This window comes from Ferribacterium limneticum (assembly GCF_020510625.1).
In the GTDB taxonomy this organism is placed as follows: Bacteria; Pseudomonadota; Gammaproteobacteria; order Burkholderiales; family Rhodocyclaceae; genus Azonexus; species Azonexus limneticus_A.
On sequence record NZ_CP075191.1, the window covers coordinates 1,619,270 to 1,644,359 of the forward strand.

Sequence of the window (25,090 nt, forward strand, 5' to 3'; positions counted from 1 at the left end):
CTAGAATTCGCCCCGCTTGCCCAGGTGGCGAAATTGGTAGACGCACCAGATTTAGGTTCTGGCGCCGAAAGGTGTGGGGGTTCGAGTCCCTTCCTGGGCACCAAGCAATTGTTTTCATGATTCAAGCAAGTCCATTAAACCCGCGTCACTGCGGGTTTTTTTATTGGGTTTTGTGCCTTGTGTTTGGCGAGGCAATCATCCACGCCAAGCCCGCGGATGCATCCACTGTTGGCGTGTGCCGATGGCTGCATCGTCACTTTCCGGCAAGGCAAAACTGCGATCGCGGAGTATATCCCGACCCTTTGCTGAATGCGGTGGCACGACGGTCGATGGCCTGTCCTGTCGTTCGTGGCGGTTGAGCTTGAAGGTTCGGGATTCAGCGTCTATGTTGAAAGTTCGCCTTCACACCCCAAAGGGGGCCGATCATGAATGACCGCAGAGCGCAGGCAGACAGGAGAAAGATCGACTCTGGTCCCCCGAGTGGGTTCAGTGACCGGCGTTGTCATGAGGAAATCATGCCACTGGAGATCGAGATTCTGGTTGCTGACATGACGACCTTCTCCATCAGGCGCTTGCAGTACTTGGCGGCTAGCGATCTCCACAAACGTGTGAAACACCACCCATGAAGCAGGTTTGGGAATGCTGCTGCCTATGCTGAAAAGTGGAACCGTTTGGTTCGGCGGTGTTTGGAAGCGATCATGTACAAACTCATAACGGCCGTCGTTGTTGCGCTCTCCTTGCAGGCAACACCTGCGCACGCGGATCGTGGATTTGACCACCGAGGGTATGGTCACCACCGAGGCGGTGGCTCCGGATGGGCGGGATTGGCAATATTTGGCGCACTGACCGGCTTGGCTATCGTGGCCGATCGAACCCGGCCGGTTTATGTCGATCCCTATTACGTCGGCCCGGTTTATCCGTCGCAGCCCGTGTATGTCGAGCAGCCGCCTGTGCCGGCGCCAGCCAGTTCGGCAGGTGTCTGGTATTACTGTGGTTCTAGTGCGATGTATTACCCCTATACCCAGGCATGCCCGGAGGGGTGGCAGGCTGTTCCGGCGCGGCCGTATTGAGCAGGTTTCCGGCTTGCTTACTGCAGGTTTGGGTATCAAACCAGGCGTTCTTCAGTCCGGTTCGGGGGCAATCATCAGCACTTCACTGAAAAATTGCTTGGCTGGCATCCGGAAACCCGCTGCATTTGGATGTCCGCCACCGCCGTAACGGGTGGCAATCAGCGAAACGTCGAGCGTTCTGCCTTTTGAGCGTAACGATGCCTTGATTTCTCCATCTCCGGAGAAATGCCAGATCAGCCCGTAGGTGCCGCTCTGTTCGGCCAGCGAGTTGCCCAGTTCAGAGGCAAACAGGGCATTCGCATTGATGGCTATGCCGCGAATAGCCAGCCAGGCCAGATCGCCATCGGTGACAATTTCTTGGCCGTGACGCTGCGCCTGCAAGGAATCGACGGGTTCGCCGCGAATCCTGGCTGGCGTCCGCAGGCTGCTTTGGGCCAGCCACTCAATTTCCCGCTGGAAAAATTGCTCAATGGCCGCACCCTGGAGAATGGTTTCGCTATAGCGCTGCGATGTGACATCCTCTGTCTCGATGACCAGTTGGTGCCAGATGTGCAGATCGAAAGGCAGCAGGCGCAAGGCACGACAGAATGGGCGGGTGCCGGGGTGCACAAAGCGCCACATGTCCTGCTCCTCAATGTGCAGGATGGCCAGCGGTGGCGGCGTGTCGGGGTGGAAATGCTCCCAGGCAAGGCGGGCGCCGGATTTGTCCAGATCGAAAATGACGAGCAAAGGCAGTGTCGGGTGCTGATAGCTCTGCAGGCTGTTTTGGGTTGCGTTTAACCGGTCAGACCATGCTTGGAGTGCCGAGGCGTGGTGGTCAATCTGAATGACCGATTTCGCCAGGGTCGCCATCTTTTTCAGAACTTCGGGTGGAAAAGAGAAGTCCAGAATAAAGACACTGTGCCCTGCGATGTCAGCCATCTCCCAAGGCTCGCCATGATGCATCGGGCGATATGTGGCGGTATCGCCAAAGTGGCGCCATGCCGCATAGGCTGCGCCGAAACCGTCCAGACAATCGGCGTGATAGAAAACGGTAACCGGTGGCGGGGGCAACATGTCAGTAATGCGGCGGAATCTCGTCGCGCAGGCTGAAGGCTTGCTCTGATTGCGGTGAGTTTCGTTGCTGCTCACGCAGGGTGCGGATTTCGGCGGCCAGCAGGTCGATTTGCAGTTGCTGGCGATAAACCATGCGATTGAGTTCGTCGACCAGGTCTTCGGTATAACTGATCTTGATTTCGAGTTCGGTGATGCGTTCTTCCACGGGATGTCCTTATTTTTCGCTGCGCCAGTCGCGCAGGGTTTCCTTGGGCGGTGGCGGGGGTACATCGTTGCGCGGCCGGATCAGGGGCAGGGCGCCACCGATGACTACGATCAGGCAAATGCCGAAAATTATCCAACCTTCGTTCATGGGTGACTCCATTGCTTGTTGAGGCAAGTTTACTGCGCATCGAAAAAAATCGCGAAGGGCTGTTGACATCGGCTTCTACGTCTATATAATGCGCGCTTCCTTAGGCGGTTAGCTCAGTTGGTTAGAGCGCCACGTTGACATCGTGGAGGTCGTTGGTTCGATTCCAATACCGCCTACCAAAATTCCTGACGGAGCTGAAAAATGATTATCCGAACTTGCGTCGCAGTTCTGAAATCGTAATCAAACCAGCTGCGTTGATAAGATAAAGTGCGGCTAACCCCGCACTTTTTTTTCGTCCAGATTTTCTCCTGAGATTCCGCCATGCCTGATATCAAACTGCCCGATGGTTCCATCCGCTCTTTTGAACAGCCGGTAACAATCGCCGAAGTGGCGGCCAGCATCGGTGCCGGTCTGGCCCGCGCAGCGCTGGGCGGCAAGGTCAATGGCGCTTTGGTCGATACCTCTTTTCTTATTGAAGAAAACGTTGATCTGGCCATCATCACCGAGCGCGACCCTGAAGGTCTGGAGCTGATCCGCCACTCAACGGCCCACTTGCTGGCTTACGCGGTCAAGGAGTTGTTCCCGGAAGCCCAGGTCACCATCGGCCCGGTCATCGAAAACGGCTTCTATTACGACTTCGCCTACAAGCGCCCGTTCACCCCGGAAGATCTAGTGGCGATCGAGAAGCGCATGGCTGAACTGGCCAAGAAGGATGTTCCTGTCAGTCGCGAAGTCTGGGCGCGCGATGATGCGGTCAAATTCTTTCTCGATCTCGGCGAAAAGTACAAAGCTGAACTGATCGGCGCCATTCCGGCCGACCAGCAAGTGTCGCTCTATCGCGAAGGCGATTTCATCGATCTCTGCCGCGGCCCGCACGTGCCGACCACGGCCAAGCTGAAGGTCTTCAAGCTGATGAAGGTGGCAGGCGCCTACTGGCGCGGCGATCATCGCAACGAACAGTTGCAGCGCATCTACGGCACCGCCTGGGCCAAGAAGGAAGATCTCGATGCCTACCTGCACATGCTGGAAGAGGCCGAGAAGCGCGACCATCGTCGCCTGGGCAAGCAATACGACCTCTTTCACATGCAGGACGAAGCGCCGGGTCTGGTTTTTTGGCACCCGAAGGGCTGGGCAATCTGGCAGGAAATCGAGCAGTACATGCGCGCCGTCTATCGCAACAACGGCTACCAGGAAGTGCGTTGCCCGCAGATCCTCGACAAGTCCCTTTGGGAAAAGTCCGGCCACTGGGAGCACTACAAGGACAACATGTTTACGACCTCGTCGGAAAACCGCGATTACGCGGTCAAGCCGATGAACTGTCCGGGGCATGTCCAGGTCTTCAATTCCGACCTCCGTTCCTACCGCGAACTGCCGTTGCGCTACGGCGAATTCGGTTCCTGTCACCGTAACGAGCCGACCGGCGCGCTGCACGGCCTGATGCGCGTGCGCGGCTTCGTCCAGGACGACGGCCACATCTTCTGTACCGAAGACCAGATCGAGTCCGAAGTGACTGCCTTCAATGCGCTGGTCAAGAAGGTTTATGGAGACTTCGGCTTCAACGACGTCGCCGTCAAGCTGGCGCTGCGCCCGGATAGTCGCGTCGGTTCCGACGAAGTCTGGGACAAGGCCGAGGATGCGCTGCGCCAGGGCTTGCGCGCTTCCGGTCTGGAATGGACGGAACTGCCGGGCGAAGGCGCTTTCTACGGTCCGAAGATCGAGTTCCACATCAAGGACGCCATCGGCCGTTCTTGGCAGTGCGGCACCATGCAGGTCGACTTTTCGATGCCCGGTCGTCTCGGTGCTGAATATGTTGCCGGCAACGACGAGCGCAAGGTGCCGGTCATGCTGCATCGAGCCATCCTCGGTTCGCTGGAGCGCTTCATCGGTATCCTGATTGAAAACTTCGCCGGGGCGCTGCCCTTGTGGCTGGCACCAGTACAGGCCGTCGTTCTGAATATTTCTGAAAAGCAGGCCGATTACGCTGCTGACGTCGCGCAAAAGCTACACTTGGCGGGCTTCAGGGCTGAGGCGGATTTGCGTAACGAGAAAATTACCTATAAAATCCGCGAACATAGCTTGAACCGGCTGCCTTATCAGTTCGTTGTGGGCGATAAGGAAAAAGCGGACGGACTGGTAGCCGTGCGTACTCGCGGTGGTCAGGATCTCGGACAAATGTCTGTTGATGAACTGATCAAGCGACTTCAGGGAGAAGTCGCGGCGCGTAGTGGCACGGCTTAATTATTGTTGTTTTCGGGGGTTTCACCATAGCTCAGAACAAGGCGCATCGCCTCAACGAAGAAATCACGGTTCCGGAGATTCGTCTCCAGGGTGCAGAAGGTGAACAGCTAGGCATCGTCAATATTCGTGCCGCGCTGCAAATGGCTGAAGAAGCCGGTGTCGATCTGGTTGAGATCGCCCCGACCGCCAAGCCGCCAGTCTGCCGCATCATGGACTACGGCAAGTTCAAGTACCAGGAACAGAAGCGTGCGCACGAGGCCAAGCTGAAGCAGAAGCAGGTGCAGGTCAAGGAAATCAAACTGCGCCCGGGTACCGACGAAAACGATTACCAGATAAAGCTCAGGAACATGACGCGTTTCCTGGAAGAAGGCGACAAGGTCAAGGTGACCCTGCGCTTCCGGGGGCGCGAAATGGCGCATCAGGAATTCGGCATGCGCCAGTTGGAACGAATCAAGGCAGACCTCGACGCCGTTGGTGCGGTTGAGCAGATGCCGAAGATGGAAGGTCGTCAGATGATCATGATTATCGGACCGGCCAAGAAGAAGCAAGCGTAGTAAAGAGTTGTTATTAGTGCTTTCGGGTAGTAAAAGCGTTCCCGCCGGGAACCACCTGACGGCATGTCATTAAGGAGCATCTAAATGCCCAAAATGAAGACCAAGAGCAGCGCCAAAAAGCGTTTCTCGATCCGCGCCGGTGGTAGCATCAAGCGCGGTCAAGCCTTCAAGCGTCACATTCTGACCAAGAAGACCACCAAGGTTAAGCGTCACCTGCGCGGTGCTACTGCTGTTAATGAGCGCGATGTCGCATCCGTCCGCGCCATGATGCCCTACGCGTAAGGAGATAGAAGATGCCTAGAGTTAAACGTGGTGTAACGGCGCGCGCGCGTCACAAGAAGGTTCTTGTACAGGCCAAGGGTTACCGCGGTCGTCGCAAGAACGTATATCGCATTGCCAAGCAAGCGGTGATGAAGGCCGGTCAATACCAGTACCGTGACCGTCGTCAACGCAAGCGCCAGTTCCGTTCTCTGTGGATCGCTCGTATTAATGCTGCAGCTCGTGAGCTGGGCATGAAGTACAGCACGTTCATGAACGGTCTGAAGAAGGCCAATATCGAAGTCGACCGCAAGGTCCTGGCCGATCTGGCTGTCTTCGATCAGCCGGCATTTGCCGCTCTGGCCGCTCAGGCCAAGGCTCAGCTCGGCGCCTAAGCGAAAGCTTGATGAAAAAAAGGAGGCGCAAGCCTCCTTTTTTATTGGTGGTTTTGTTGTTTTGTAAGTAGTGAAGTCCATGGATAATCTCAATCAGATCGTTAGCGAAGCACAAGCTGCCTTTGCTGCCATTTCCGACCCGGACGCGCTGGAACAGGTCAAGGCCCGTTTCCTCGGCAAGAGCGGTCAGATTACCGAGCTCCTGAAGGGACTCGGCAAACTGCCGCCCGATGAGAAGAAAGTAGCCGGTGCGGCGATCAATGTCGCCAAGAGCGCCGTTGAGACCGCGCTCAACGAGCGCCGCGAAGCGATCCGCAAGGCGGCGCTGGATGCCCGTCTGGCCGAAGAGGCGCTGGATGTTACGCTGCCCGGTCGCGCTGAAGCGCGCGGCGGCCTGCACCCGGTGACGCGCACATTGGAACGCATCGAGTCGTTATTCGCCTCGATTGGCTTCGAAGTCGCTGACGGCCCGGAAATTGAAGAAGATTTCTACAATTTCACCGCCATGAACACGCCCGAAGATCACCCGGCGCGTTCGATGCACGATACCTTTTACCTGCAGAACCCGGACGGTTCGCTGGCCGACAAGGTGCTGCTACGCACTCATACCAGCCCGATTCAGGCGCGTTACATGCAAGCGCATGTCGCCCGCTACGGTGCGCAGGAAAAAATGCCCGAAATCCGCATCATCGCGCCTGGTCGCGTCTATCGCGTCGATTCCGATGCGACTCATTCGCCGATGTTCCACCAGGTCGAAGGCCTGTGGGTCGGCGAGGGCGTTTCCTTTGCCGATCTGAAGGGGGTTATTGCCGATTTCCTCAAGAGCTTCTTTGAGACCGATGACTTGACGGTGCGTTTCCGTCCGTCCTTCTTCCCGTTCACCGAGCCGTCCGCCGAGATCGACGTCGCCTTCATGAGCGGCGCGTTGAAAGGCCGCTGGCTGGAAATCGCCGGTTGCGGCATGGTGCATCCGAATGTGCTGCGCATCGCCGGCATTGATCCGGAAAAGTACACCGGCTTTGCCTTTGGCTTCGGTCAGGATCGCCTGACCATGCTGCGCTATGGCATCAATGATCTTCGCCTGTTCTTTGAAGGCGACCTGCGTTTCCTGCGTCAGTTCAACTGACCCACAATTCGAGTCACGCCAATGAAATTCTCCGAATCCTGGCTGCGTACCCTTGTCGATCCCAAACTGTCGAGCGAGGAACTCTCCCATCTGTTGACCATGGCCGGCCTGGAGGTCGAGGAACTCGACCCGGTCGCTCCGGCTTTTGACAGCGTCGTTGTTGCCCATGTGCTGGAAGTGGTCAAGCACCCCGATGCTGACCGTCTGAACGTTTGCCAGGTCGATACTGGCAACGGTATGTCGACGACCATCGTCTGCGGTGCTCCGAACGTGGCCGTCGGCTTGAAGGTGCCGTGCGCGCTACCCGGCGCCAAGCTGCCCGGTGATTTCACCATCAAGATTGCCAAGGTGCGTGGCATCGAATCGTCCGGCATGCTGTGTTCCGCCAAGGAACTGGGTATTGCCGAAGAGGCCTCCGGCCTGTTGATCCTGCCGGGCGATGCGCCGGTTGGTCAGTCGATCCGCGAGTATCTTGATCTCGACGACAACCTGTTCGAGTTGAAGCTGACGCCAAACCGTGCCGACTGTCTCTCCTTGCTCGGGATCGCCCGAGAGGTCGGCGCTATTACCGGCGTGGCGACCAGCCTGCCGGTCGTGCCGGAAGTGGCGGCCAGCATTGCCGATAGCCGCACCATTGTGCTCGATGCGCCGGATGCCTGTCCGTTGTATTGCGGTCGCATCCTCAAGGGGGTCAATGCCAAGGCACCGACGCCAGAGTGGATAAAGCGCCGCCTCGAACGTAGCGGTATCCGCGCCATCTCGGCGCTGGTTGATGTCACGAACTACGTGATGCTCGAACTTGGGCAGCCATTGCATGCTTTCGATAACACCAAACTGGAAGGTGCTGTGCATGCCCGCTTGGCGAAGCCGGAAGAAAAACTGCTGCTGTTGAACGAGCAGACCATCGCGGTTGACGCCGATGTCCTGATGATCGCAGATGACGTGAAGCCCTTGGCCATGGCCGGCATCATGGGAGGCGAGGAAAGTGGTATCACGCTGGATACAAGTGAGCTTTTTCTGGAGTCCGCTTTCTTCGCACCCAAGGCTATTGCCGGCCGGGCTCGTCGCTACGGCTTTGGCTCGGATGCATCGCACCGCTTCGAACGCGGCGTCGATTTCGGGGGGGCGCGGCGGGCTATCGAGCGTGCCACGCAATTGATTCTCGACATCTGCGGCGGCCAAGTCGGTCCAGTCGTCGAAGCCAAGGCTGCTTTGCCAGTTCGTAATCCGGTTCGCCTGCGTACGGCTCGTGCCGAAATGGTGCTTGGCCTGCCGCTCGGTGCTGAACGCATTGCCGGTCTGTTTGCCGGTCTTGATCTGTCTTTCGTGCGCGAAGGCGATGATTTCCTTGTGACGCCGCCATCCTGGCGCTTCGATATGGAAATCGAAGAGGACCTGATCGAGGAAATTGCCCGCCTGTACGGCTACGACAACATTCCTTCTGTTTCCCCGCGCGGGCCGCTGAAAATGCTGGTCCAGCCGGAAGCCCGGCGCCCAGCCTATCGCGTTCGCCAGATGCTGGCCGACCGTGGTTACCAGGAAGTGGTCAATTTCGCCTTCGTCGAGGCAGCCTGGGAGGCCGATTTCGCCGCGAATGTGACCGAAGCCGAATTGATCCGCCTGGCCAATCCGATCGCCAGCCAGATGGCGGTAATGCGCTCGACCTTGTTCGGTGGCCTGATTTCGAACCTAGTTACCAACCTGAAGCGTAAGCAGACCCGTGTTCGTTTATTCGAAGTCGGCCGTACCTTCCATCGCGATGCTGATGCTCTGCCGGTGAATGGTTTCCGTCAGCCGTGGAGGCTGGCTGGACTGGCTTTCGGCGGTGCCTTGCCGGAAGGTTGGGGGAGTGGGGCGCGCAAGGTTGATTTCTACGACGTCAAGGGCGATATTGAAGCGCTGTTGGCGCCGGCTATTTTGCATTTCGAGAAACTGGTACATCCGGCGCTGCATCCAGGGCGTGCTGCCCGTATTCTGCTTGATGGCCGCGATATTGGCTGCGTCGGTGAACTGCATCCGGAATGGGTTCAAAAATACGACCTGCCGCAGGCTCCAGTGGTTTTTGAACTGGATTTCGACGCGGTCAAGGTAGCGAATGTTCCGGCCTATGCCGAGCTCTCCAAGTTCCCGCCGGTGATTCGCGACTTGGCCATTGTGGTTGACCAGAATGTTGTTTTGCAGACCTTGCTGGATGGACTTAAAGGACAGGTTTCTGACCTCATTCAGGACATCCAATTGTTCGATATTTACGTCGGAAAGGGCGTCCCGGAAAACAAGAAAAGTCTTGCTTTCCGTATAGTTATGCAAGATACTCAACGCACTTTGCAAGATTCAGAAGTTGATGCTGCAATGCAGCAACTGGTGTCCTGTTTCGAACAGGCATTCGGTGCTCAACTGCGTGCCTGACGGAAACAAAAACGATGACGCTAACCAAAGCTGAGCTCGCTGACCTGCTTTTCGAAAAAGTTGGCCTTAACAAGCGAGAGGCCAAAGATATGGTCGAAGCTTTTTTCGAAGAGATTCGCAATGCCTTGGAAGTCGGAGATGGTGTCAAACTATCCGGTTTTGGCAATTTTCAGTTGCGTGACAAACCTCAGCGTCCGGGACGTAATCCCAAGACTGGTCAGGAAATCCCCATTACTGCACGTCGTGTTGTGACCTTTCATGCCAGCCAGAAACTGAAGTCCGATGTCGAGTTAGCCTTTGATGGAACCGCGGCATAAAACAACGGGCGGCGAAGAGCTGCCTCCCATTCCGGCCAAGCGCTATTTCACCATTGGTGAAGTTAGTGAATTGTGCGGCGTTAAACCGCATGTGTTGCGCTATTGGGAGCAGGAATTTAACCAGCTCAAGCCAGTAAAGCGTCGTGGAAATCGTCGCTATTACCAGCATCATGAGGTTTTACTGGTTCGCCGGATTCGCGAGCTTCTTTACAATCAGGGGTTTACAATTAGCGGTGCTCGTAATCGCCTGGATGAAGGTGGTGCTGTCGAGGTTGTTTCGGCTACTCATTCCGAAACGGGAAAAATCCCCGGTGGCCTGCGTAGTGAATTGAAATCAATTATCGAGATGCTGCAGCTTTGAATCCCGGGTTTTTCGGGTATAATGTTTGGCTTGTCGGGGCGTAGCGCAGCCTGGTAGCGCACTTGCATGGGGTGCAAGGGGTCGCGAGTTCGAATCCCGCCGCCCCGACCAAATTAATTAACCGGCTTTTGCCGGTTTTTTAATTTGTAGCGTTGATAAATATATTAAGACAAATTAAATTATCACCACGCATTTAAATGAGGAGGTAATCATGGATTTGTCCACTTTGTCCGTTGCTCAGTTGCGCGATTTGCAGCAACAAATTCCGGCCGAGCTTAAGCGCCGTGAAGCTCAGGAAAAGGTTAATGTCCTGAATGAATTGCGTGCCTTTGCCAAAACCCGCGGTTATGCCATCGAGGAATTGCTAGGCAAGGAAACCAAGGTAAAGGCAGTGACCGGGAATAAGGTCAAGGTCAAATATCGTCATCCGCAGAATTCGGAACTGGAATGGACTGGTCGTGGTCGCAAGCCAAAATGGGTTGAGGCCTGGGTGGCTAATGGTGCCAGCCTAGACGGTTTGTTGGTCTAACCCATGCGTATTCTGCTCAGTAATGATGACGGCTATTTTGCTCCGGGGCTTGCCGCGCTGGCTGAAGCCTTGGAAGGGCTTGGCGAGGTGGTTGTCGTTGCTCCGGAGCAGAATCGCAGCGGGGCTAGTAATTCGCTGACACTGGATCGGCCACTATTGCTCAAAAAGGCGGCCAATGGATTTTATTTCGTCAATGGCACACCGACTGACTGTGTGCATTTGGCGGTGACCGGCATGCTTGATAGATTGCCGGATATTATTGTTTCCGGAATTAATCTGGGCGCCAATATGGGCGACGATACGATTTATTCCGGAACTGTCGCTGCTGCAACAGAGGGGTATTTGCTGGGCATTCCTTCTATTGCAGTTTCCATGACCAGTTTTGAGGGTAATAATTTTGCCTCGGCTGGTCAGGTGGCTCGTGAATTGGTTGAGCGCTTTGTTCGTAATCCAATCATGGAACCGATATTGCTGAATGTGAATGTCCCGGATATTCCGTATTCCGAATTGAAGGGTACGGAAGTTACCCGTCTTGGCCGTCGGCATAAGGCTGAGCCGGTAGTCAAGATGCAGTCGCCCCGTAATGAGACGGTTTATTGGGTGGGCGCGGCCGGTGCGGCGGCTGATGCTGGGCCGGGGACTGACTTTAATGCGGTCGAGCGCGGCTTCGTTTCAATTACCCCTTTGCAGATCGATCTGACGCACTCAGCTCAGCTGTCGCACATTGATCAGTGGATGAGGTGAGTCACGGCGTGTTGCACGGAATTGGCATGACTTCGCAGCGCACGCGGGCTCGCATGATCGAGCGCCTGCGTGAAAAGGGAATCCGCAACGAGGCGGTACTCAAGGCGATGGCGGCTGTGCCTCGCCACGTCTTCGTCGAAGAGGCGCTGGCTTCACGGGCTTATGAAGACACAGCCTTGCCGCTGGGTATGGGGCAGACGATTTCCCAGCCTTTTGTAGTGGCTCGCATGATCGAGCTCCTGCTCAACGGGCGAAGCACTTTGGGCAAAACCTTGGAGGTGGGGGCCGGTTGTGGTTATCAGGCAGCCGTGCTCGCCCAATTGACCAAGGATGTCTATGCCGTCGAACGGCTGGGGCCGTTGCTCGAAAAGGCCAAGGCCAACATGCGGACCTTGCAGCAGTTCAATGTCCGTTTGAAACACGCTGATGGCCAGCTTGGTTTACCCGAGGCGGGGCCATTTGACAGTATCATAGTGGCTGCTGCCGGAACCCACGTGCCGCCTGCTTTGCTCGAACAGCTTGCACTGGGTGGACGTCTGATCTTGCCAGTTGGGGCCGGTGAACAGTATCTTAGCTTTATCGAACATACGCCTCAGGGATATGTCGAAACGCGGCTTGATGCCGTACGTTTCGTCCCATTACTTTCAGGAACGCAATGATTCGAATCGTCGCCGCAATTCTTCCAACGCTGCTCCTGGTTGGCTGCATGTCTCAGCAACCGGTGCCGGCAGTGGATCGCTCCGGAACGGGGCAATCCAGGGCAGCGAGTGCCGCTCAACCAACGGGGCCGGGTTATTACACGGTCAAGCGTGGCGATACGCTGTACCGGATTGCTCTGGAAAATGGCCAGGATCACCGCGACATTGCTGCCTGGAACAATGTTGCCAACCCTTCGGCGATCAAGGAAGGGCAGGTCTTGCGTGTGCAGCCGCCAGGGGCACCGGAATCTGCCGACGGCGCCGTCACCAAGCCGATTGCCAATGGATCAGTGCTTGAGGCGCGTTCGCTGGATCAGCCGGCCGGGGCTTTGGTTACGTCGCCCGGCCTGAAGCGCGAGCCGCGCGTTGGCAAGGAACCATATTCCGACGAGGCCTATGCCCGTCTGAACAAGACTGGCGAACCGGTAAAGCCGGTAGAGATCAAGCCAGAAGCAAAGCCGGAAGTGCCCGCCGCTGCACCAGCCGTGGCAGCTGGCCCGGATGATGTGCCTTGGCTATGGCCGACTTCGGCCAAGGTTTCTGCGCCATACAGCGATTCCGGTAACAAGGGGCTGGATTTTGCCGGCAAAGCGGGCGATCCCGTCCTGGCAGCCGGAGATGGCAAGGTGGTTTACGCCGGCAGCGGTTTGCGTGGTTTTGGCGAGTTGGTGATCGTCAAGCACAACGCGACCTATCTCTCCGCTTACGCACACAACCGCAAGATTCTGGTCAAGGAAGGCCAGCAGGTCAGCCGGGGCCAGAAGATTGCCGAAATGGGCAACACGGATGCGGAGTCGGTCAAACTGCATTTTGAAATCCGCAAGCAGGGTAAGCCGGTTGATCCGGCGCAATATCTGCCGAAGCGATGAGCCATACGGGCGAAGGTCTGGAGGAAGAGTTCGAGGGGCAGCCCGATGAATCGGTCCTGCCGCCTGAGCCTGAACAGGTCTTGCCTGAAATTGAACTGCTTGAGGATGTCACCCAGCTCTACCTGAGCGAAATCGGTGCCAAACCCTTGCTGACCCCGGCCGAAGAATTGGCGACGGCACGCCTCGTCCGGGATGGAGACTTCGCAGCCCGCCAGCGCATGATCGAGCACAATCTGCGGCTGGTCGTGAATATTGCCAAGCATTACCTGAATCGGGGAATTCCGCTGCTCGATTTGATCGAAGAGGGCAATCTCGGCTTGATCCATGCTCTGGAGAAATTCGATCCGGAGCGTGGATTCAGATTCTCGACCTATGCAACCTGGTGGATACGTCAGAACATCGAGCGCGGCATCATGAACCAGTCGCGAACGATCCGTTTGCCGGTGCATATCGTCAAGGAAATCAACGTTGTTCTGCGTGCCATGCGGCATCTGGAATCGGCGGACAAGCGGGATTCGACGGTCGAGCGCATTGCGCTCCTGATCGACCGCTCGGTTGAGGATGTGCGCCGTATCCTGTCGCTCAACGAGCACATTGCCTCGCTGGATGCACCGCTGGAGATTGATCCCAATCACACCATGGCCGAGGTGATCGCCGACGATGGCGGGAGCGATCCGGAATCCTTGCTGCAATCGAGCGAGATTGGTTCGCTGGTCGACGATTGGCTGGCGCAGTTGACCGAACGGCAGCGCTCGGTCATCGAGCGCCGCTATGGTCTGAATGGGGCCGATCTGGCGACGCTGGACGTGATTGCCATTGATCTGGGCTTGACCCGCGAACGAGTCAGACAGATTCAGATGGAAGGTCTGGACCGTCTGCGCAAGATCATCAAGCGCGGCAATATTTCTCGCGATTCGTTGCTGTAGTCGCTTGCTGGGCGCACATCCGGCTGCGGATTTCTTCCGCCAGCTGGAAGACCGACATAGCGTAGAAGCTGGAGCGGTTATAGCGCGTGATCACGTAGAAATTGTCGAATCCCAGCCAGTATTCTGTTTCGCGCCCCGGTGAAACGAGATCGATCAATGCCGCGGTTGTCTCAGGATCGATTTCTGCCCGAATGCCTTTCTCCGCCAGTTCTCCAACCTTGAGGCTGGGCCGGATGCCGGCCTGGGTCAGCGCGGCATCCGGTGTGCCGCTGGTCAGCGCCGGAACGGCAATCGGTTGCCCAGCCTGCCAGCCATGCTGCTCCAGGAAGTGGCCGACGCTACCGATGGCATCATCGACACTATTGCCGAGATCGACGCGCTGGTCGCCATCAAAATCCACGGCATAGCGACGCTGGCTGCCGGGCATGAATTGAGGGATGCCGATGGCGCCGGCAAAGGAGCCTTTGACCGCGAGCGGATCCAGGCCGTTTTCCCGACTTAGCAGCAGGAACTGCTCCAGTTCGGTGCGGAAAAACTCGGCCCGCGGCGGATAGTTGAAGGCCAGTGTGGCGAGGGCTTCGAGAACACGGAAGCCACCCGTGTTGCGGCCATATTCGGTTTCGACGCCGATGATGGAAACGATGATTTCGGCCGGTACGCCGTAAAGTGCCTGCGCCTTGGCCAGTTGAGCGCTGTTTTCCTGCCAGAAGCGGACGCCGCCGTCGATTCGCCGATCGTTCAGGAAGCGCGGCCGGTAACGTTCCCACGAGCGCTGCAGCGGCGAGGTGGGCGGTTTGATCAGTTGCAGCACCTTGGCATTGGGCCGGGTCTGGGCAAACTGGCTGATGATTGCATCGGCATTGAACCCGTGGCGTTGCTCCAGATCGCGGGCGAATTCGATGGCGGCGGGATCGTCGGCAAAGGTTGGGGCATTCGGCGCGGCGTCGGCCAGCGTCGCCAGGGTGGCAAGGACTACGGTGGCCAGGGTTTTTTTCAGTTTCAGAGTCATCATCGCAATTGCGCGACTGCTTCGCGCAGGGCTTTCAGGTTGTTGTCGGATCGGCCGTAGCGGGCCTGCAGATAGGCATCGGCCAAACGCTGGAAGGCATCGGCCAGCTCGGGGTGACGTTCCTGCACGCGCTGCGCCAATGCCAGCGGCGTTTCCCAGGGCGCGCAGTCTACCTGTCTTCGGGCCAGATGTCGCAAGGCCTTCTGCCAAAGTTGGCGGGCCGGGTCACGCTTGGGGCGCTGGTAGAGTGTCCAGGCCGTCAGCGCAGCAACCAGCAGGCTGCAGAAGATGCCTAACAGGCTTGCCAGATTTCGCCAGTCGGCATCGGGCAAACCCAGTCGGGAAAGCAGTTCGCGCTGGCGTTGCATGTCGTAGCCGAGTACCTGCTGGTTCCAGCTATTGTTGATGGCCTCCCAGCGGTAACGCAGGGTGCGTACCCAGTCGGCTCGCCATTGAACCAGGGCCGGCAAAGGTTCGCCGAAGGGCAGGGCATCGGCAATGCCGGTTTCGATACGGCTGGGCGAAACGGCTGCGGTTGGATCGATGCGAACCCAGCCCTGTCCATTCAGCCAGACCTCAGCCCAGGCATGGGCATCGGATTGACGGACGACGAGATAGCCGTCGAGTGGGTTGTGCTCGCCGCCCTGATAACCGCCGACCACGCGGGCCGGGATGCCGGCTGCCCGCATCAGGACGACGAAGGCGGCTGCATAGTGTTCGCAGAAGCCACGACGGCTCTGGAACAGGAATTCATCAATGCCGTTTCGGCCAAGCAGCGGCGGACGCAGGGTGTAGGTGAAATCGCTTGCGAACATGCCAAGCGCCTTGTCGATCATGGCTTTCGGGGCCATGCCCGAGGCTTGCCACTGGCTGCCCAGTGAGCGGGTCTTGGGGTTGAGTTCTGTGGGGAGGGCAAGGTTGCGCCGGAGAGTCAGCGGGTCTTCGCTGGTGTTGAAGCGATAGTCGAGCGTGGCAGAGAGGCGGAAGCGTTGCCGCTCGGTGATCGCTCGGCGGCTGGCTGCAGTCAGCGTGCCATTCAGGCTGGTTTCCGGCGGCAGAGCATTTGGCGCTTCAAGGGCCAGCAGCCAGTGCTGGTTGTGAGCCTCCAGCGTGGTTTCGTAGCTGATCGGCGGCGACAGGTTTTCCACGCGTTCCGCCGGCAGACGACCTTCGTGGCGGCGCCAGGTGGTGCCGTCGAAAGTCTCCATGACCGGGCCACGCCAGTAGAGCTTCTGCTTTGGGGGGATTGCTCCATCGAAGCGGACGCGGAAAGCGATGTCGGCGCTCTGGGCGAGGTTGGAGATACTGCCGGGCGACATGGTGTCGGAAAGCCCGGTCATCCCGGCGTGGGCATCCGACGGCAAGCCCCAGAGCGGCCCTGAGATGCGCGGGAACAACAGATAGAGCACCAGCATGAACGGAACGGCCTGCAGGCACAGCAGCGTGGCGTAGCGCAGACTGTGGCGCGGCGTGCTGGCCGGGCCGCCATGCAGGCGGATCAATGTTCCGGTAACCAGGCACATGCTGGCCAGCAGCCACAGGCCGGTGGGGATACTTTGCGAATAAAAGTAATGGGTCAGCAGCAGGAAATAACCGAGCGTGACCACGACCATCGCATCGCGCCGGGATTTCAATTCGAGCAGTTTCATGGCCATGAAGACGACCAGCATGGCGACCCCGGCGTCGCGCCCAAACAGGGTATGGAATTCAATAAGGATACCGGCGCAACCGGCGCCGACCAGTGGCAGGAGTATCCAGCGCCCTGGCAGGCGCTGGTCCCGCCACCAGAGCCAGGTGGCCCAGAAGAGCAGCAGTCCGGCCAGGGCGCTGAGCCAAGGCGGTTGATGCAGCACGTGCGGTGCCGTGGTGGCTAGCGCCGTGGCGAATAACCAGGGCGTGGCCTGGCGATCGAGGGCTTCGCTGGCTGGCGTGCTCATGGCTGAAAGAGGGCGAGCGCTTCCAGGCAGCGCTGGCAATGCCGCTCGCCACCATCTGGCGCAAGCTCAAGCTTGGGCAGGCTTAGCCCGTAGTGCATGTCCGCCGCTTCGGCGGCGAGTACCCAGCCTGCCAGGATGCCGATGCGGGTCTCGTGGTTCAGGGCAGGGTCTGTCAGCAGCCAGTCGAGCCGCAGTTCGTTCTGGCTTCCCCCAGCGAACTGTTTGATCAGCAGCGGCCCTTCGGGATGATGGGCGCTGGCTTTCCACGCGATATGGCGAGGGGAATCAGCCGGCTGGCGTTCACGAAAACCGGCAAAGTCTTCCTGGCCACCGTCGCCGCTACGCTCGCCGCCAGCCGGTAACGGTGAGGCGGCCGGTAGCGGGGAGGCAATCGGCTGTGGGTAGACCAGGCAGCGCATTGCTGGCTGCAGGTAGGCCCAGGCGGTGAACAGGCCAAGCGGGTAGCGGCTGGAGAGGCGAACGCGCGGCAATTCAAGCCAGCCACGTTTTGCCGTGCTCAGGGGGATGTTGATCTTGGCGCTTCCTTTGCCGTCAATCGAGGCTATCACCGGCTTGCCAGCTTCCGCTTCCAGTTCGAGTGCCAGACGTGGGCTGCCTCGTTGATTGTCGAGGGTGAGCAGAAAGTGTGCCGTTTCGCCAGCGAAGACAGGCTCGCAACGGCCTGGGGTGATGAGCAGATCGAACAGGTTGCGAAAGGTATGGATCATGCCGACGATACCCAGACCGGCGAGCATGAAAACCAGCGCATGCCCAAGCGCCAGGTTGTAGTTGATGGCCCCAATCAGCATGACGATCAGCGCGACGGCAAAGAGCAGACCACCACGCGACGGGATGATGAAAATTCGCCGCTGGCCGAGGCGTAGCGGTGCCGTGCCGTCGCTCCGCCAGCGAAATAGAGCCTGTTTGAGTTTCGCCAGAATGCCCATGGAGATCAGGGAATGGCGACGCTGCGGATCAGTGCGGCGATATCTTCGGCCAGGGCATAACCGCCGCCCTGAGCCGAGCGCAGGCGGTGCCGGGCGACGGCAGGGAGAACGGCTTGCACGTCGTCCGGCAGGACCATGTCCCGTCCGTCCAGCCAGGCCCAGGCGCGGGCTGCGGACAACAGCGCCAGGCCGGCGCGGGGTGACAGGCCATGCTGGAAAACCGGGATTTGCCGAGTCGCTTCGACCAGTGCCTGAACGTAGTCGATCAGTGGGCCGGAGGCATGGGTGGCAGCGACTTCCTGCTGCAGTTTGGGTAGGTCTGCGGCTTCTATCATCGGCGCCAGTTGTTCGAGCTGCCTGCGTTGCCCACCGGCGGCGAGCAGGGCGCGCTCGGCCGTGCGGTCCGGATAGCCGAGTTCGATGCGCATCAGGAAGCGGTCGAGTTGCGATTCGGGTAGCGGAAAGGTACCGATCTGGTGGGCCGGGTTCTGGGTGGCGATGACGAAGAAGGGGCGGGGCAGGTTGCGGGTCTGGCCCTCGGCGGTAACCTGGCCTTCTTCCATGGCTTCAAGCAGGGCGCTCTGGGTTTTCGGCGTGGCGCGGTTGATCTCGTCGGCCAGCACCAGCTGGGCGAAAACCGGGCCGGGCAGAAAGCGGAACTCACTCTTGTCGCGATCAAAGATCGAAACGCCGGTGATGTCGGCCGGCAGCAGGTCGCTGGTGAACTGGATGCGCGAGAACTGCAGGCCGAGCAGGCGGGCCAGCGTGTGGGCCAGCGTGGTCTTGCCCATGCCCGGCAAGTCTTCGATCAGCAGGTGTCCGTTGGCCAGCAGGCAGGCAATGGCCAGGCGAATCTCGGTGTCCTTGCCGAGGATGATCTGGCTGGCTTGCTTGAGTAGCGCCGCGAAGGGCTGCGAGCGGACGGCCAGGGTTGAAAGTGGGTTTTTGAGCATCATGGGTTTCCAATGTTCCAATTCAATCCGATTCTAATGCTTGAAGCGCCGGAGGTAATGGGACGATAATGCCATTTCGACGTGCGCCGTTTTGTGCGCCGCATCGCAGAGAGAGAACAAGTGACGACCACTGCCTTCATCACCCATCGCGACTGTCAGTTGCACGATATGGGGTCGCATCACCCGGAATGCCCGCAGCGTTTGACCGCCATCAACGATCACCTGATCGCCCAGGGAATCGACGCTTACTTCACCTACTACGACGCGCCGCTGGCCACTTTTGAGCAATTGCTGCGCGTTCACCCGGCATCGCATCTTGAGCGCATCAAGCGCGCCTCACCGGAACTGGGCGTGGTACACCTGGATCCGGATACCGCAATGAATCCGCATACCTGGCAGGCTGCTTTGCGCGCCGCAGGTGCGGGCTGCATGGCGGTTGATCTGGTGATGAAAAAAGAAGTTGAAAATGCCTTCTGCGCGGTCCGCCCGCCTGGTCACCACTGCGAGAAAGCCACGCCGATGGGTTTCTGCTTCTTCAACAATATCGGCGTGGCCGCGCGTCATGCCCTGAAGGCGCACGGCCTTGAGCGCGTCGCCATCATCGACTTTGACGTACACCACGGCAACGGCACTGAAGACTGCTTTGCCGGCGACGAGCAGGTGCTGATGTGCAGCATCTTCCAGCATCCCTTCTACCCGTACAGCGGCGCCGACAAGCCGGCTGCCAACATGTGCAATGTGCCGCTCGCCTCAGGCTGTGGCGGCGAAGAATTCCGCGATGCGGTGATGCAGGTATGGACGCCGCGCCTCAAGGAGTTCAAGCCGCAGATGATCTTCATTTCCGCCGGTTTTGACGCCCACTACGAAGACGACATGGGCGGTCTGAAACTGGTCGAGAAAGACTTTGCCTGGTGTACCGAGCACTTGAAAAAACTGGCGGCCGAAATGTGCGAAAAGCGCATCGTTTCCATGCTGGAAGGCGGCTACGTGATGACCTCGCTGGCCCGTAGCGTGGGGGCGCATCTACGGGTTCTGGCAGATCTGTAGTGCCTGCCTCTGGGTTTTAGGTAGTCAGTTCTGATTTCTTTAGAAAAAGAACCGGCTGGGGTAAAATCCTGCCCTCTTTTTCATGTTTCCAACGTTTAACCGGACAAATCCATGGCGTTGATTGTTCAAAAATACGGTGGCACGTCGGTCGGTAACCCCGAACGCATCAAAAATGTCGCTAAACGAGTTGCCAAATTCCAGGCGCAGGGTCATCAGGTTGTGGTCGTCGTTTCCGCCATGAGCGGCGAGACCAACAAGCTGATTGCACTGGCCAAGGAAGTTCAGGCCAATCCCGATCCACGCGAGCTGGATGCCATCATGTCCACCGGCGAACAGGTTACTACCGGCCTGCTTTCCATGGCATTGATGGATATCGGCTGCAAGGCCAAGAGCTACACCGGTGGCCAGGTCAAGGTGCTGACTGACAGCACCCACACCAAGGCGCGCATCCTGTCGATTGACGAAGCCAACATGCGCCGCGACCTCGATGCCGGCAATGTGGTGGTTGTCGCCGGTTTCCAGGGTGTTGACGCCAATGGCAATATCACCACGCTCGGTCGTGGCGGTTCCGATACCTCCGGCGTGGCGCTGGCCGCCGCGTTGAAGGCAGACGAGTGCCAGATCTACACCGACGTCGATGGCGTCTACACCACCGACCCGCGTGTCGTGCCGGAAGCCAAGAAGCTCGACACCATCACCTTCGAGGAAATGCTGGAAATGGCCAGCCTCGGCTCCAAGGTGCTGCAGATCCGCTCGGTCGAATTCGCCGGCAAGTACAAGGTCAAACTGCGCGTTCTTTCCAGCTTCCAGGACGAAGGGGAAGGCACGCTGATCACTGTTGAGGAAGACAAGAACATGGAACAACCGATCATCTCCGGTATCGCTTTCAACCGCGACGAAGCCAAGCTGACCATGCTCGGCGTTCCGGATACCCCGGGCATCGCCTACCAGATCCTGGGTGCCATCGCCGACGCGAACATCGACGTCGACATGATCATCCAGAACGTTGGCCACGACGGCACGACCGACTTCTCCTTCACCGTCAATCGCGGTGACTTCGCCAAGGCGCAGGGCATCCTGGAAATCGTCAAGGCCAAGCTGGGTGCTCGCGAGATCACCGGCGACAACAAGATCTGCAAGGTCTCCGCCGTCGGCGTCGGCATGCGCTCCCATCCGGGCGTGGCCAGCCAGATGTTCAAGGCGCTGGCCGACGAGGGCATCAACATCCAGATGATCTCCACTTCCGAGATCAAGATTTCCGTCGTTCTCGACGAAAAATATCTGGAATTGGCTGTTCGCGTGCTGCACCGCACCTTCGGTCTGGATCAGTAACAAAATTGACGTTTGACCAATAGGCGCGGAATGGCTATCATCCGCGCCTCGTTGTAGTTGGATCGGAGACGTGGCCGAGAGGTCGAAGGCACTCCCCTGCTAAGGGAGCATGCGGGCAAAACCTGCATCGAGGGTTCGAATCCCTCCGTCTCCGCCAGTCCTGCTGGCAACAAAGAAAAAGCCCTTGGTTTCCAAGGGCTTTTTTATTTTCACTTGTGTTTCCTTGAAATGGAAACACACCGGTTCAGATCAACTGCAGCTTTCTGCCGTACAGGCTGCTGGCCTATCGCCCGTAGGTATCCTCGAAGCGCACGATGTCATCTTCGCCGAGGTAGCTTCCCGACTGCACCTCGATCATTTCCAGCGACAGCTTGCCCGGGTTTTCCAGGCGGTGCGTGACGCCGAGCGGGATGTAGGTGGATTCGTTTTCCGAAACCAGGAATACCTCATCGCCGCGCGTCACTCTGGCGGTGCCGGAAACCACGATCCAGTGCTCGGCGCGGTGGTGGTGCATCTGCAAGGACAGCTGCGCGCCCGGTTTGACGACAATGCGCTTGACCTGAAAGCGCTGGCCGGCATCGACGCCGTCGAACCAGCCCCACGGGCGATGCACCTTGCGGTGGAGTTGCGTCAGGACGGGCTGGCTGGCCTTCAGGCGATCGACAATCTTCTTTACGTCCTGCGCTGCGTCATGCTGGGCGATCAGGATCGCATCGTCGGTTTCGACCACGATCAGGTCTGTGACCCCGACGCAGGAGACCAGGCGGTTTTGGGCGAAAGCCAGCGTATTCGTGCAGCCCTCCAGCAGCACATCGCCCCGCGTCGTATTGCCGGCTTCATCCTTGCTCAGCACGTTCCACAGGGAATCCCATGAACCGACATCCGACCACCCCGTATCCAGAGGAATCACCACCCCCTGCGGCAGGCCGGCGATGCCCTGGTTCAAGCGTTCCATCACCGCGTAGTCGATCGAATCCGAAGGGCAGTCGGCAAATGCGTCGTTTGCCACGCGCACGAAATCGCCATCCGACTTCGCCGCGCTGACCGAAGCGCGGCAAGCTTCGAGAATATCCGGCCGGCACTGGGCCAGGGCGTCGAGCCAGACCGATGCCTTCATGACAAAAATGCCGCTGTTCCACAAATAATCACCCGAATCCAGATACGACTCGGCCGTTGCCCGGTTCGGCTTTTCGACAAAGCGGGAGAGCACGAAAGCCCGGCCTGGTGCCGCCACCGCCTCGCCCACCTGAATGTAGCCGTAGCCGGTTTCCGGCGCATCCGGCGCAATGCCGAAAGTGACCGCCTGGCCCGACTCGGCCAGTGTCACGGCGCAGGCAACCGCTTCCCGGAACCTTGGCTCGTCCAGAATCACATGGTCGGCCGGCATTACTACCATGACCGGATCGGCATCATCGCGCCGCGCCAGCAAAGCGGCCAGCGTCAGTGCCGGCGCCGTATTCCGCCCAAGCGGCTCGAGCACGATCTGCCCTTGCTTGCCTTCCTGCCGCAGTTGCTCCGCCACCGCAAAACGATGGTTCTCGTTGCAAACCAGCAAGGGCGGCTGAATGCCGGGCAAGCCATCGAGCCGGCAGACGGTCAATTGCAGCATCGATTCGCCACCAACCAGCGGCAGCAACTGCTTCGGATACTGTTCACGGGAAAGCGGCCAAAGCCGGGAGCCGGAACCGCCGGAGAGAATGACGGGGAGGAGGGACGTAGTCATGGGATGGAGTGGCCAATAAAAAAGATGAGTTATTAGAGGAAACCGGTTTGATTCGTCATTCCCGCACGCGCAGGAATCCAGTCAATCTCCCTCCCTTTCAAGGGAGGGCGGGGCTGGGGATGGATAGAAATCCTGATCCCGCGATTGCTCTGGCCATTCTGATCAGCGTTTATTGAAAATTGATGAATTGTCATAGCTTGCGGATCGCGATTTTCTTGCGTTGATTCATGTTGTGGCACGCATTGGTGCGATTTCCGCCATGATTGCTTTCATTACTTAATGACGTGGCGCTGTGTTGCCTGCTACTTGTATTTGAGACGCCAACCCAATTTTCACTTGGAGAGGTTCATCCAAGAGCAGCGCGGAAGATGGCGCTATGGTTGGCATTGCCGCTATAGAAATCGCCTTGACCACTTGGTTCATGGGCATTCGCCATGGCAGGATGGTTGATTTTGGGCTACACTGTAGCTCAATGACAAGGAGGAATGAATCATGGCTAGCAATGCTGTTGTTCGTGCGCGCATCGATGAGCACATAAAGGAAGAGGCAAGCACCGTTCTTGCGGCAATGGGGCTGACCGTCTCCGACGCCTTCCGCATCATGCTGACCCGTGTTGCCCGCGAGAAGGCATTGCCGTTCGAGCCTTTGATTCCGAACGAAACCACCATCGCAGCCATGCGTGAGGCACGCGCCGGCAACCTCAAGAGCTTCGACAGCGTTGGGGCGTTGATGGCGGACCTGCATGCGGAAGATTGACCCGACCGGCCAATTCAGGCGCGACTACAAACGCGAGGCTAAGGGCCAGCATCGGGCAACGCTTGATGCCGAGCTGGAGCCGGTCTTGGAGGCTCTGGCTAGCGATCAGCCGCTAGAGCCTCGGCACCGCGACCATGCGCTTACGGGCGAGTGGAAGGATCATCGGGATTGTCACGTAAAGCCTGACTTGGTGCTGATCTATCGAAAGCCAGATGACGTGACGTTGCAACTCGTTCGGCTTGGCTCGCACAGCGAGCTTGGCCTGTAGCAACTAAGTCACAGGCTGCTGGTCACACGGAAACCGCGTCCGACTTTGGATCGGAAGGTGTGGCGGGCTTTGAGCGGAATCAGTGGCAGAGTTTCCCATCTTCCCGTTTCACCATCAGGCCGCAAGCTGCTGGAATACACGAATACGCGGTGCGATCTTCTCTTGCAGGGTACGAGCAGCGACCCGCATGTCGTACTCGGTTTGCAGGTTCAGCCAGAAACGAGGCTCCATCGAGAAAAAAAGGCCGAGGCGCAGCGCCGTATCGGCCGTGATGGGGCGATTGCCGTGCACCAACTCACTAATTCGGCTTGGCGATACATCGATGTCGGCCGCAAGCTGACGGGCCGATATACCCATCGGCTTCATAAAGTCTTCCAGCAGAATCTCGCCGGGGTGGATTTCGTCAAGTAGTTCAGCCATGTTCAGCTCCTAGTGGTAGTCCACAATTTCAACCTGGTGCGCCCCGTCTTCCTTCCAGACAAAGCACACACGCCATTGATCGTTGACGCGGATACTGTGCTGCCCTTTGCGGTCGCCTTTGAGGGCTTCGAGCTGGTTTCCCGGGGGAACCCTCAGGCTCGATAACACGGTAGCCGCGTGCAGTTGCAGTAACTTGCGTCGAGCCACGCGCTCGATGTTCCTGAACCGTGGCACCGCCTGGCTATGGAAAAGCGCTTCGGTATCGAGACTGTTGAACGAGTGGATCATGCATTATTGTGTTCCGCGTCGCGGAATCTGTAAAGCGGATTCGCGCTAGGCTAGGGCGTAAAAAAGCCGGGAATCCCCGGCTTTCTCAATATCAGCCCATCAGTGTGCTGACCGCAATATCCTCGTCGATCTCCGGCCAATGAACGCCGATACCTTTCCCAATCAAACGCCATTGTCCGCGTTGAGCTGGTGAAGCATCTCGTAACCGTGGAAACCATTCCAGCGGCGCCGAAATCTCCCGGCCGTCAGCCAGGATGAAATGCAGCGCAGTATCGTCCACGCTGATGTCGACCGCGTGCTGGTCCAGCTTAACGGCTAAAGTGTTCATTCCATTTCTCCAAAAACAAAACGCGATGCTCAATCACCATGGCTCGGACCTTGGTTAGCTCCTGGCTCCTGAACCCTTCGGACATGGCCAGATTAACCGGGTTCAACCAATATTTGGCAACCTTGTCGCCATGCTCGATATGGATATGCGGTGGCTCGGCTCCTTCCATACTGAAGAAGAAAA

Annotated in this window: 30 protein-coding genes and 4 tRNA genes; 22 read left to right on the top strand and 12 right to left on the bottom strand. The window is 58.3% G+C overall.

Annotated elements, in window-relative coordinates; genetic code table 11:
• Positions 1-18 precede the first annotated feature (18 nt).
• A tRNA-Leu gene (locus KI617_RS07635) sits at positions 19-103 on the top strand.
• A gap of 595 nt (positions 104-698) precedes the next feature.
• Positions 699-1,070, top strand: coding sequence for a hypothetical protein (locus tag KI617_RS07640; RefSeq protein ID WP_226451413.1), 372 nt, complete (start codon positions 699-701; stop codon positions 1,068-1,070).
• Between the two features lie 51 nt (positions 1,071-1,121).
• Here the strand turns inward: KI617_RS07640 and KI617_RS07645 are convergent, their stop codons facing one another.
• The 3 genes from KI617_RS07645 to KI617_RS07655 are packed head-to-tail and all read right to left on the bottom strand — an operon-like array spanning position 1,122 to position 2,478.
• Entirely contained in the window at positions 1,122-2,126 is a 1,005-nt protein-coding gene (locus tag KI617_RS07645; protein WP_226451414.1) for a DHH family phosphoesterase, read from the bottom strand.
• A 1-nt stretch (position 2,127) separates the two neighbouring features.
• The gene (locus KI617_RS07650) at positions 2,128-2,331 is read right to left on the bottom strand and encodes a SlyX family protein (RefSeq protein ID WP_226451415.1); all 204 of its coding nucleotides are present in this window, start codon (positions 2,329-2,331) and stop codon (positions 2,128-2,130) included.
• Positions 2,332-2,340: 9 nt separating this feature from the next.
• Complete coding sequence (locus KI617_RS07655; RefSeq protein ID WP_226451416.1) at positions 2,341-2,478, bottom strand: hypothetical protein; 138 nt, start codon at positions 2,476-2,478, stop codon at positions 2,341-2,343.
• A 102-nt stretch (positions 2,479-2,580) separates the two neighbouring features.
• Between KI617_RS07655 and KI617_RS07660 the strand changes: the two genes are divergently transcribed.
• The 15 genes from KI617_RS07660 to rpoS all read left to right on the top strand — a co-directional run bounded on the left by KI617_RS07660 (position 2,581) and on the right by rpoS (position 13,899).
• Positions 2,581-2,657: transfer RNA gene (locus KI617_RS07660), tRNA-Val, on the top strand.
• Between the two features lie 142 nt (positions 2,658-2,799).
• The gene (thrS, locus tag KI617_RS07665) at positions 2,800-4,716 is read left to right on the top strand and encodes a threonine--tRNA ligase (protein WP_226451417.1); all 1,917 of its coding nucleotides are present in this window, start codon (positions 2,800-2,802) and stop codon (positions 4,714-4,716) included.
• Between the two features lie 77 nt (positions 4,717-4,793).
• The gene (gene infC / locus KI617_RS07670) at positions 4,794-5,270 is read left to right on the top strand and encodes a translation initiation factor IF-3 (RefSeq protein ID WP_455550761.1); all 477 of its coding nucleotides are present in this window, start codon (positions 4,794-4,796) and stop codon (positions 5,268-5,270) included.
• A gap of 84 nt (positions 5,271-5,354) precedes the next feature.
• Complete coding sequence (rpmI, locus tag KI617_RS07675; protein WP_226451418.1) at positions 5,355-5,552, top strand: 50S ribosomal protein L35; 198 nt, start codon at positions 5,355-5,357, stop codon at positions 5,550-5,552.
• An 11-nt stretch (positions 5,553-5,563) separates the two neighbouring features.
• Complete coding sequence (rplT, locus tag KI617_RS07680) at positions 5,564-5,923, top strand: 50S ribosomal protein L20 (protein ID WP_011288402.1); 360 nt, start codon at positions 5,564-5,566, stop codon at positions 5,921-5,923.
• 79 nt (positions 5,924-6,002) lie between these two features.
• The gene (gene pheS / locus KI617_RS07685; RefSeq protein ID WP_226451419.1) at positions 6,003-7,049 is read left to right on the top strand and encodes a phenylalanine--tRNA ligase subunit alpha; all 1,047 of its coding nucleotides are present in this window, start codon (positions 6,003-6,005) and stop codon (positions 7,047-7,049) included.
• Positions 7,050-7,070: 21 nt separating this feature from the next.
• A complete protein-coding gene (gene pheT / locus KI617_RS07690; RefSeq protein ID WP_226451420.1) occupies positions 7,071-9,455 on the top strand; it encodes a phenylalanine--tRNA ligase subunit beta in 2,385 nt (794 codons plus the stop codon).
• 14 nt (positions 9,456-9,469) lie between these two features.
• On the top strand, positions 9,470-9,772 hold the full coding sequence (locus tag KI617_RS07695) for an integration host factor subunit alpha (protein WP_011288399.1): 303 nt from the start codon (positions 9,470-9,472) through the stop codon (positions 9,770-9,772).
• Positions 9,756-10,133: a MerR family transcriptional regulator gene (locus KI617_RS07700; protein WP_226451421.1), complete on the top strand. Its 378-nt coding sequence runs from the start codon at positions 9,756-9,758 to the stop codon at positions 10,131-10,133. Before KI617_RS07695 ends, KI617_RS07700 begins: the two co-directional genes overlap by 17 nt.
• Before the next feature lie 34 nt (positions 10,134-10,167).
• Positions 10,168-10,244: transfer RNA gene (locus KI617_RS07705), tRNA-Pro, on the top strand.
• Between the two features lie 100 nt (positions 10,245-10,344).
• Positions 10,345-10,662 (top strand): H-NS histone family protein, encoded by a 318-nt coding sequence (locus tag KI617_RS07710; protein ID WP_226451422.1) that lies wholly within the window; start codon positions 10,345-10,347, stop codon positions 10,660-10,662.
• Positions 10,663-10,665: 3 nt separating this feature from the next.
• A complete protein-coding gene (gene surE, locus KI617_RS07715; protein WP_226451423.1) occupies positions 10,666-11,406 on the top strand; it encodes a 5'/3'-nucleotidase SurE in 741 nt (246 codons plus the stop codon).
• 53 nt (positions 11,407-11,459) lie between these two features.
• On the top strand, positions 11,460-12,065 hold the full coding sequence (locus KI617_RS07720; protein ID WP_264180065.1) for a protein-L-isoaspartate(D-aspartate) O-methyltransferase: 606 nt from the start codon (positions 11,460-11,462) through the stop codon (positions 12,063-12,065).
• On the top strand, positions 12,062-12,973 hold the full coding sequence (locus KI617_RS07725) for a peptidoglycan DD-metalloendopeptidase family protein (protein ID WP_226451425.1): 912 nt from the start codon (positions 12,062-12,064) through the stop codon (positions 12,971-12,973). The genes KI617_RS07720 and KI617_RS07725 overlap by 4 nt, the downstream gene beginning before the upstream one ends.
• Positions 12,970-13,899 (top strand): RNA polymerase sigma factor RpoS, encoded by a 930-nt coding sequence (gene rpoS / locus KI617_RS07730; protein ID WP_226451426.1) that lies wholly within the window; start codon positions 12,970-12,972, stop codon positions 13,897-13,899. The genes KI617_RS07725 and rpoS overlap by 4 nt, the downstream gene beginning before the upstream one ends.
• On the opposite strand, the gene mltB is transcribed toward rpoS, so the two are convergent.
• The 4 genes from mltB to KI617_RS07750 are packed head-to-tail and all read right to left on the bottom strand — an operon-like array spanning position 13,862 to position 18,745.
• Positions 13,862-14,911, bottom strand: coding sequence for a lytic murein transglycosylase B (mltB, locus tag KI617_RS07735; RefSeq protein ID WP_226451427.1), 1,050 nt, complete (start codon positions 14,909-14,911; stop codon positions 13,862-13,864). The genes rpoS and mltB overlap by 38 nt on opposite strands.
• Entirely contained in the window at positions 14,908-16,845 is a 1,938-nt protein-coding gene (locus KI617_RS07740) for a transglutaminase TgpA family protein (RefSeq protein WP_226451428.1), read from the bottom strand. The genes mltB and KI617_RS07740 overlap by 4 nt, the downstream gene beginning before the upstream one ends.
• Positions 16,842-17,792 (bottom strand): DUF58 domain-containing protein, encoded by a 951-nt coding sequence (locus tag KI617_RS07745; protein ID WP_226451429.1) that lies wholly within the window; start codon positions 17,790-17,792, stop codon positions 16,842-16,844. The genes KI617_RS07740 and KI617_RS07745 overlap by 4 nt, the downstream gene beginning before the upstream one ends.
• 5 nt (positions 17,793-17,797) lie before the next feature.
• Positions 17,798-18,745 carry an AAA family ATPase gene (locus KI617_RS07750; protein WP_226451855.1) on the bottom strand — a complete coding sequence of 316 codons (948 nt, stop codon included), beginning with the start codon at positions 18,743-18,745 and terminating at the stop codon, positions 17,798-17,800.
• Positions 18,746-18,865: 120 nt separating this feature from the next.
• Between KI617_RS07750 and KI617_RS07755 the strand changes: the two genes are divergently transcribed.
• The 3 genes from KI617_RS07755 (at position 18,866) to KI617_RS07765 (ending at position 21,281) form a co-directional block, all read left to right on the top strand.
• Positions 18,866-19,792: a histone deacetylase family protein gene (locus KI617_RS07755; protein WP_226451430.1), complete on the top strand. Its 927-nt coding sequence runs from the start codon at positions 18,866-18,868 to the stop codon at positions 19,790-19,792.
• 111 nt (positions 19,793-19,903) lie between these two features.
• On the top strand, positions 19,904-21,124 hold the full coding sequence (locus KI617_RS07760; protein WP_226451431.1) for an aspartate kinase: 1,221 nt from the start codon (positions 19,904-19,906) through the stop codon (positions 21,122-21,124).
• A gap of 64 nt (positions 21,125-21,188) precedes the next feature.
• Positions 21,189-21,281: transfer RNA gene (locus KI617_RS07765), tRNA-Ser, on the top strand.
• 126 nt (positions 21,282-21,407) lie between these two features.
• Here the strand turns inward: KI617_RS07765 and KI617_RS07770 are convergent.
• Positions 21,408-22,847 (bottom strand): mannose-1-phosphate guanylyltransferase/mannose-6-phosphate isomerase, encoded by a 1,440-nt coding sequence (locus tag KI617_RS07770; RefSeq protein ID WP_226451432.1) that lies wholly within the window; start codon positions 22,845-22,847, stop codon positions 21,408-21,410.
• Positions 22,848-23,339: 492 nt separating this feature from the next.
• Here KI617_RS07770 and KI617_RS07775 point away from each other — a divergent pair, with 492 nt between their 5' ends.
• Both KI617_RS07775 and KI617_RS07780 read left to right on the top strand, forming a co-directional pair.
• A complete protein-coding gene (locus tag KI617_RS07775; protein ID WP_226451433.1) occupies positions 23,340-23,603 on the top strand; it encodes a type II toxin-antitoxin system RelB/DinJ family antitoxin in 264 nt (87 codons plus the stop codon).
• The gene (locus tag KI617_RS07780) at positions 23,590-23,871 is read left to right on the top strand and encodes a type II toxin-antitoxin system YafQ family toxin (protein WP_226451434.1); all 282 of its coding nucleotides are present in this window, start codon (positions 23,590-23,592) and stop codon (positions 23,869-23,871) included. The genes KI617_RS07775 and KI617_RS07780 overlap by 14 nt, the downstream gene beginning before the upstream one ends.
• 114 nt (positions 23,872-23,985) lie before the next feature.
• Here KI617_RS07780 and KI617_RS07785 read toward each other — a convergent pair whose 3' ends face one another.
• From KI617_RS07785 to KI617_RS20520, 4 genes are all read right to left on the bottom strand, one after another.
• Positions 23,986-24,291: a HigA family addiction module antitoxin gene (locus KI617_RS07785; protein WP_226451435.1), complete on the bottom strand. Its 306-nt coding sequence runs from the start codon at positions 24,289-24,291 to the stop codon at positions 23,986-23,988.
• A gap of 9 nt (positions 24,292-24,300) precedes the next feature.
• The gene (locus KI617_RS07790; RefSeq protein ID WP_226451436.1) at positions 24,301-24,579 is read right to left on the bottom strand and encodes a type II toxin-antitoxin system RelE/ParE family toxin; all 279 of its coding nucleotides are present in this window, start codon (positions 24,577-24,579) and stop codon (positions 24,301-24,303) included.
• Positions 24,580-24,670: 91 nt separating this feature from the next.
• Positions 24,671-24,907, bottom strand: a complete 237-nt coding sequence (locus KI617_RS07795; RefSeq protein WP_226451437.1) for a DUF2442 domain-containing protein — start codon at positions 24,905-24,907, stop codon at positions 24,671-24,673.
• Entirely contained in the window at positions 24,888-25,076 is a 189-nt protein-coding gene (locus KI617_RS20520; protein WP_404826800.1) for a DUF4160 domain-containing protein, read from the bottom strand. Before KI617_RS20520 ends, KI617_RS07795 begins: the two co-directional genes overlap by 20 nt.
• Positions 25,077-25,090 lie beyond the last annotated feature (14 nt).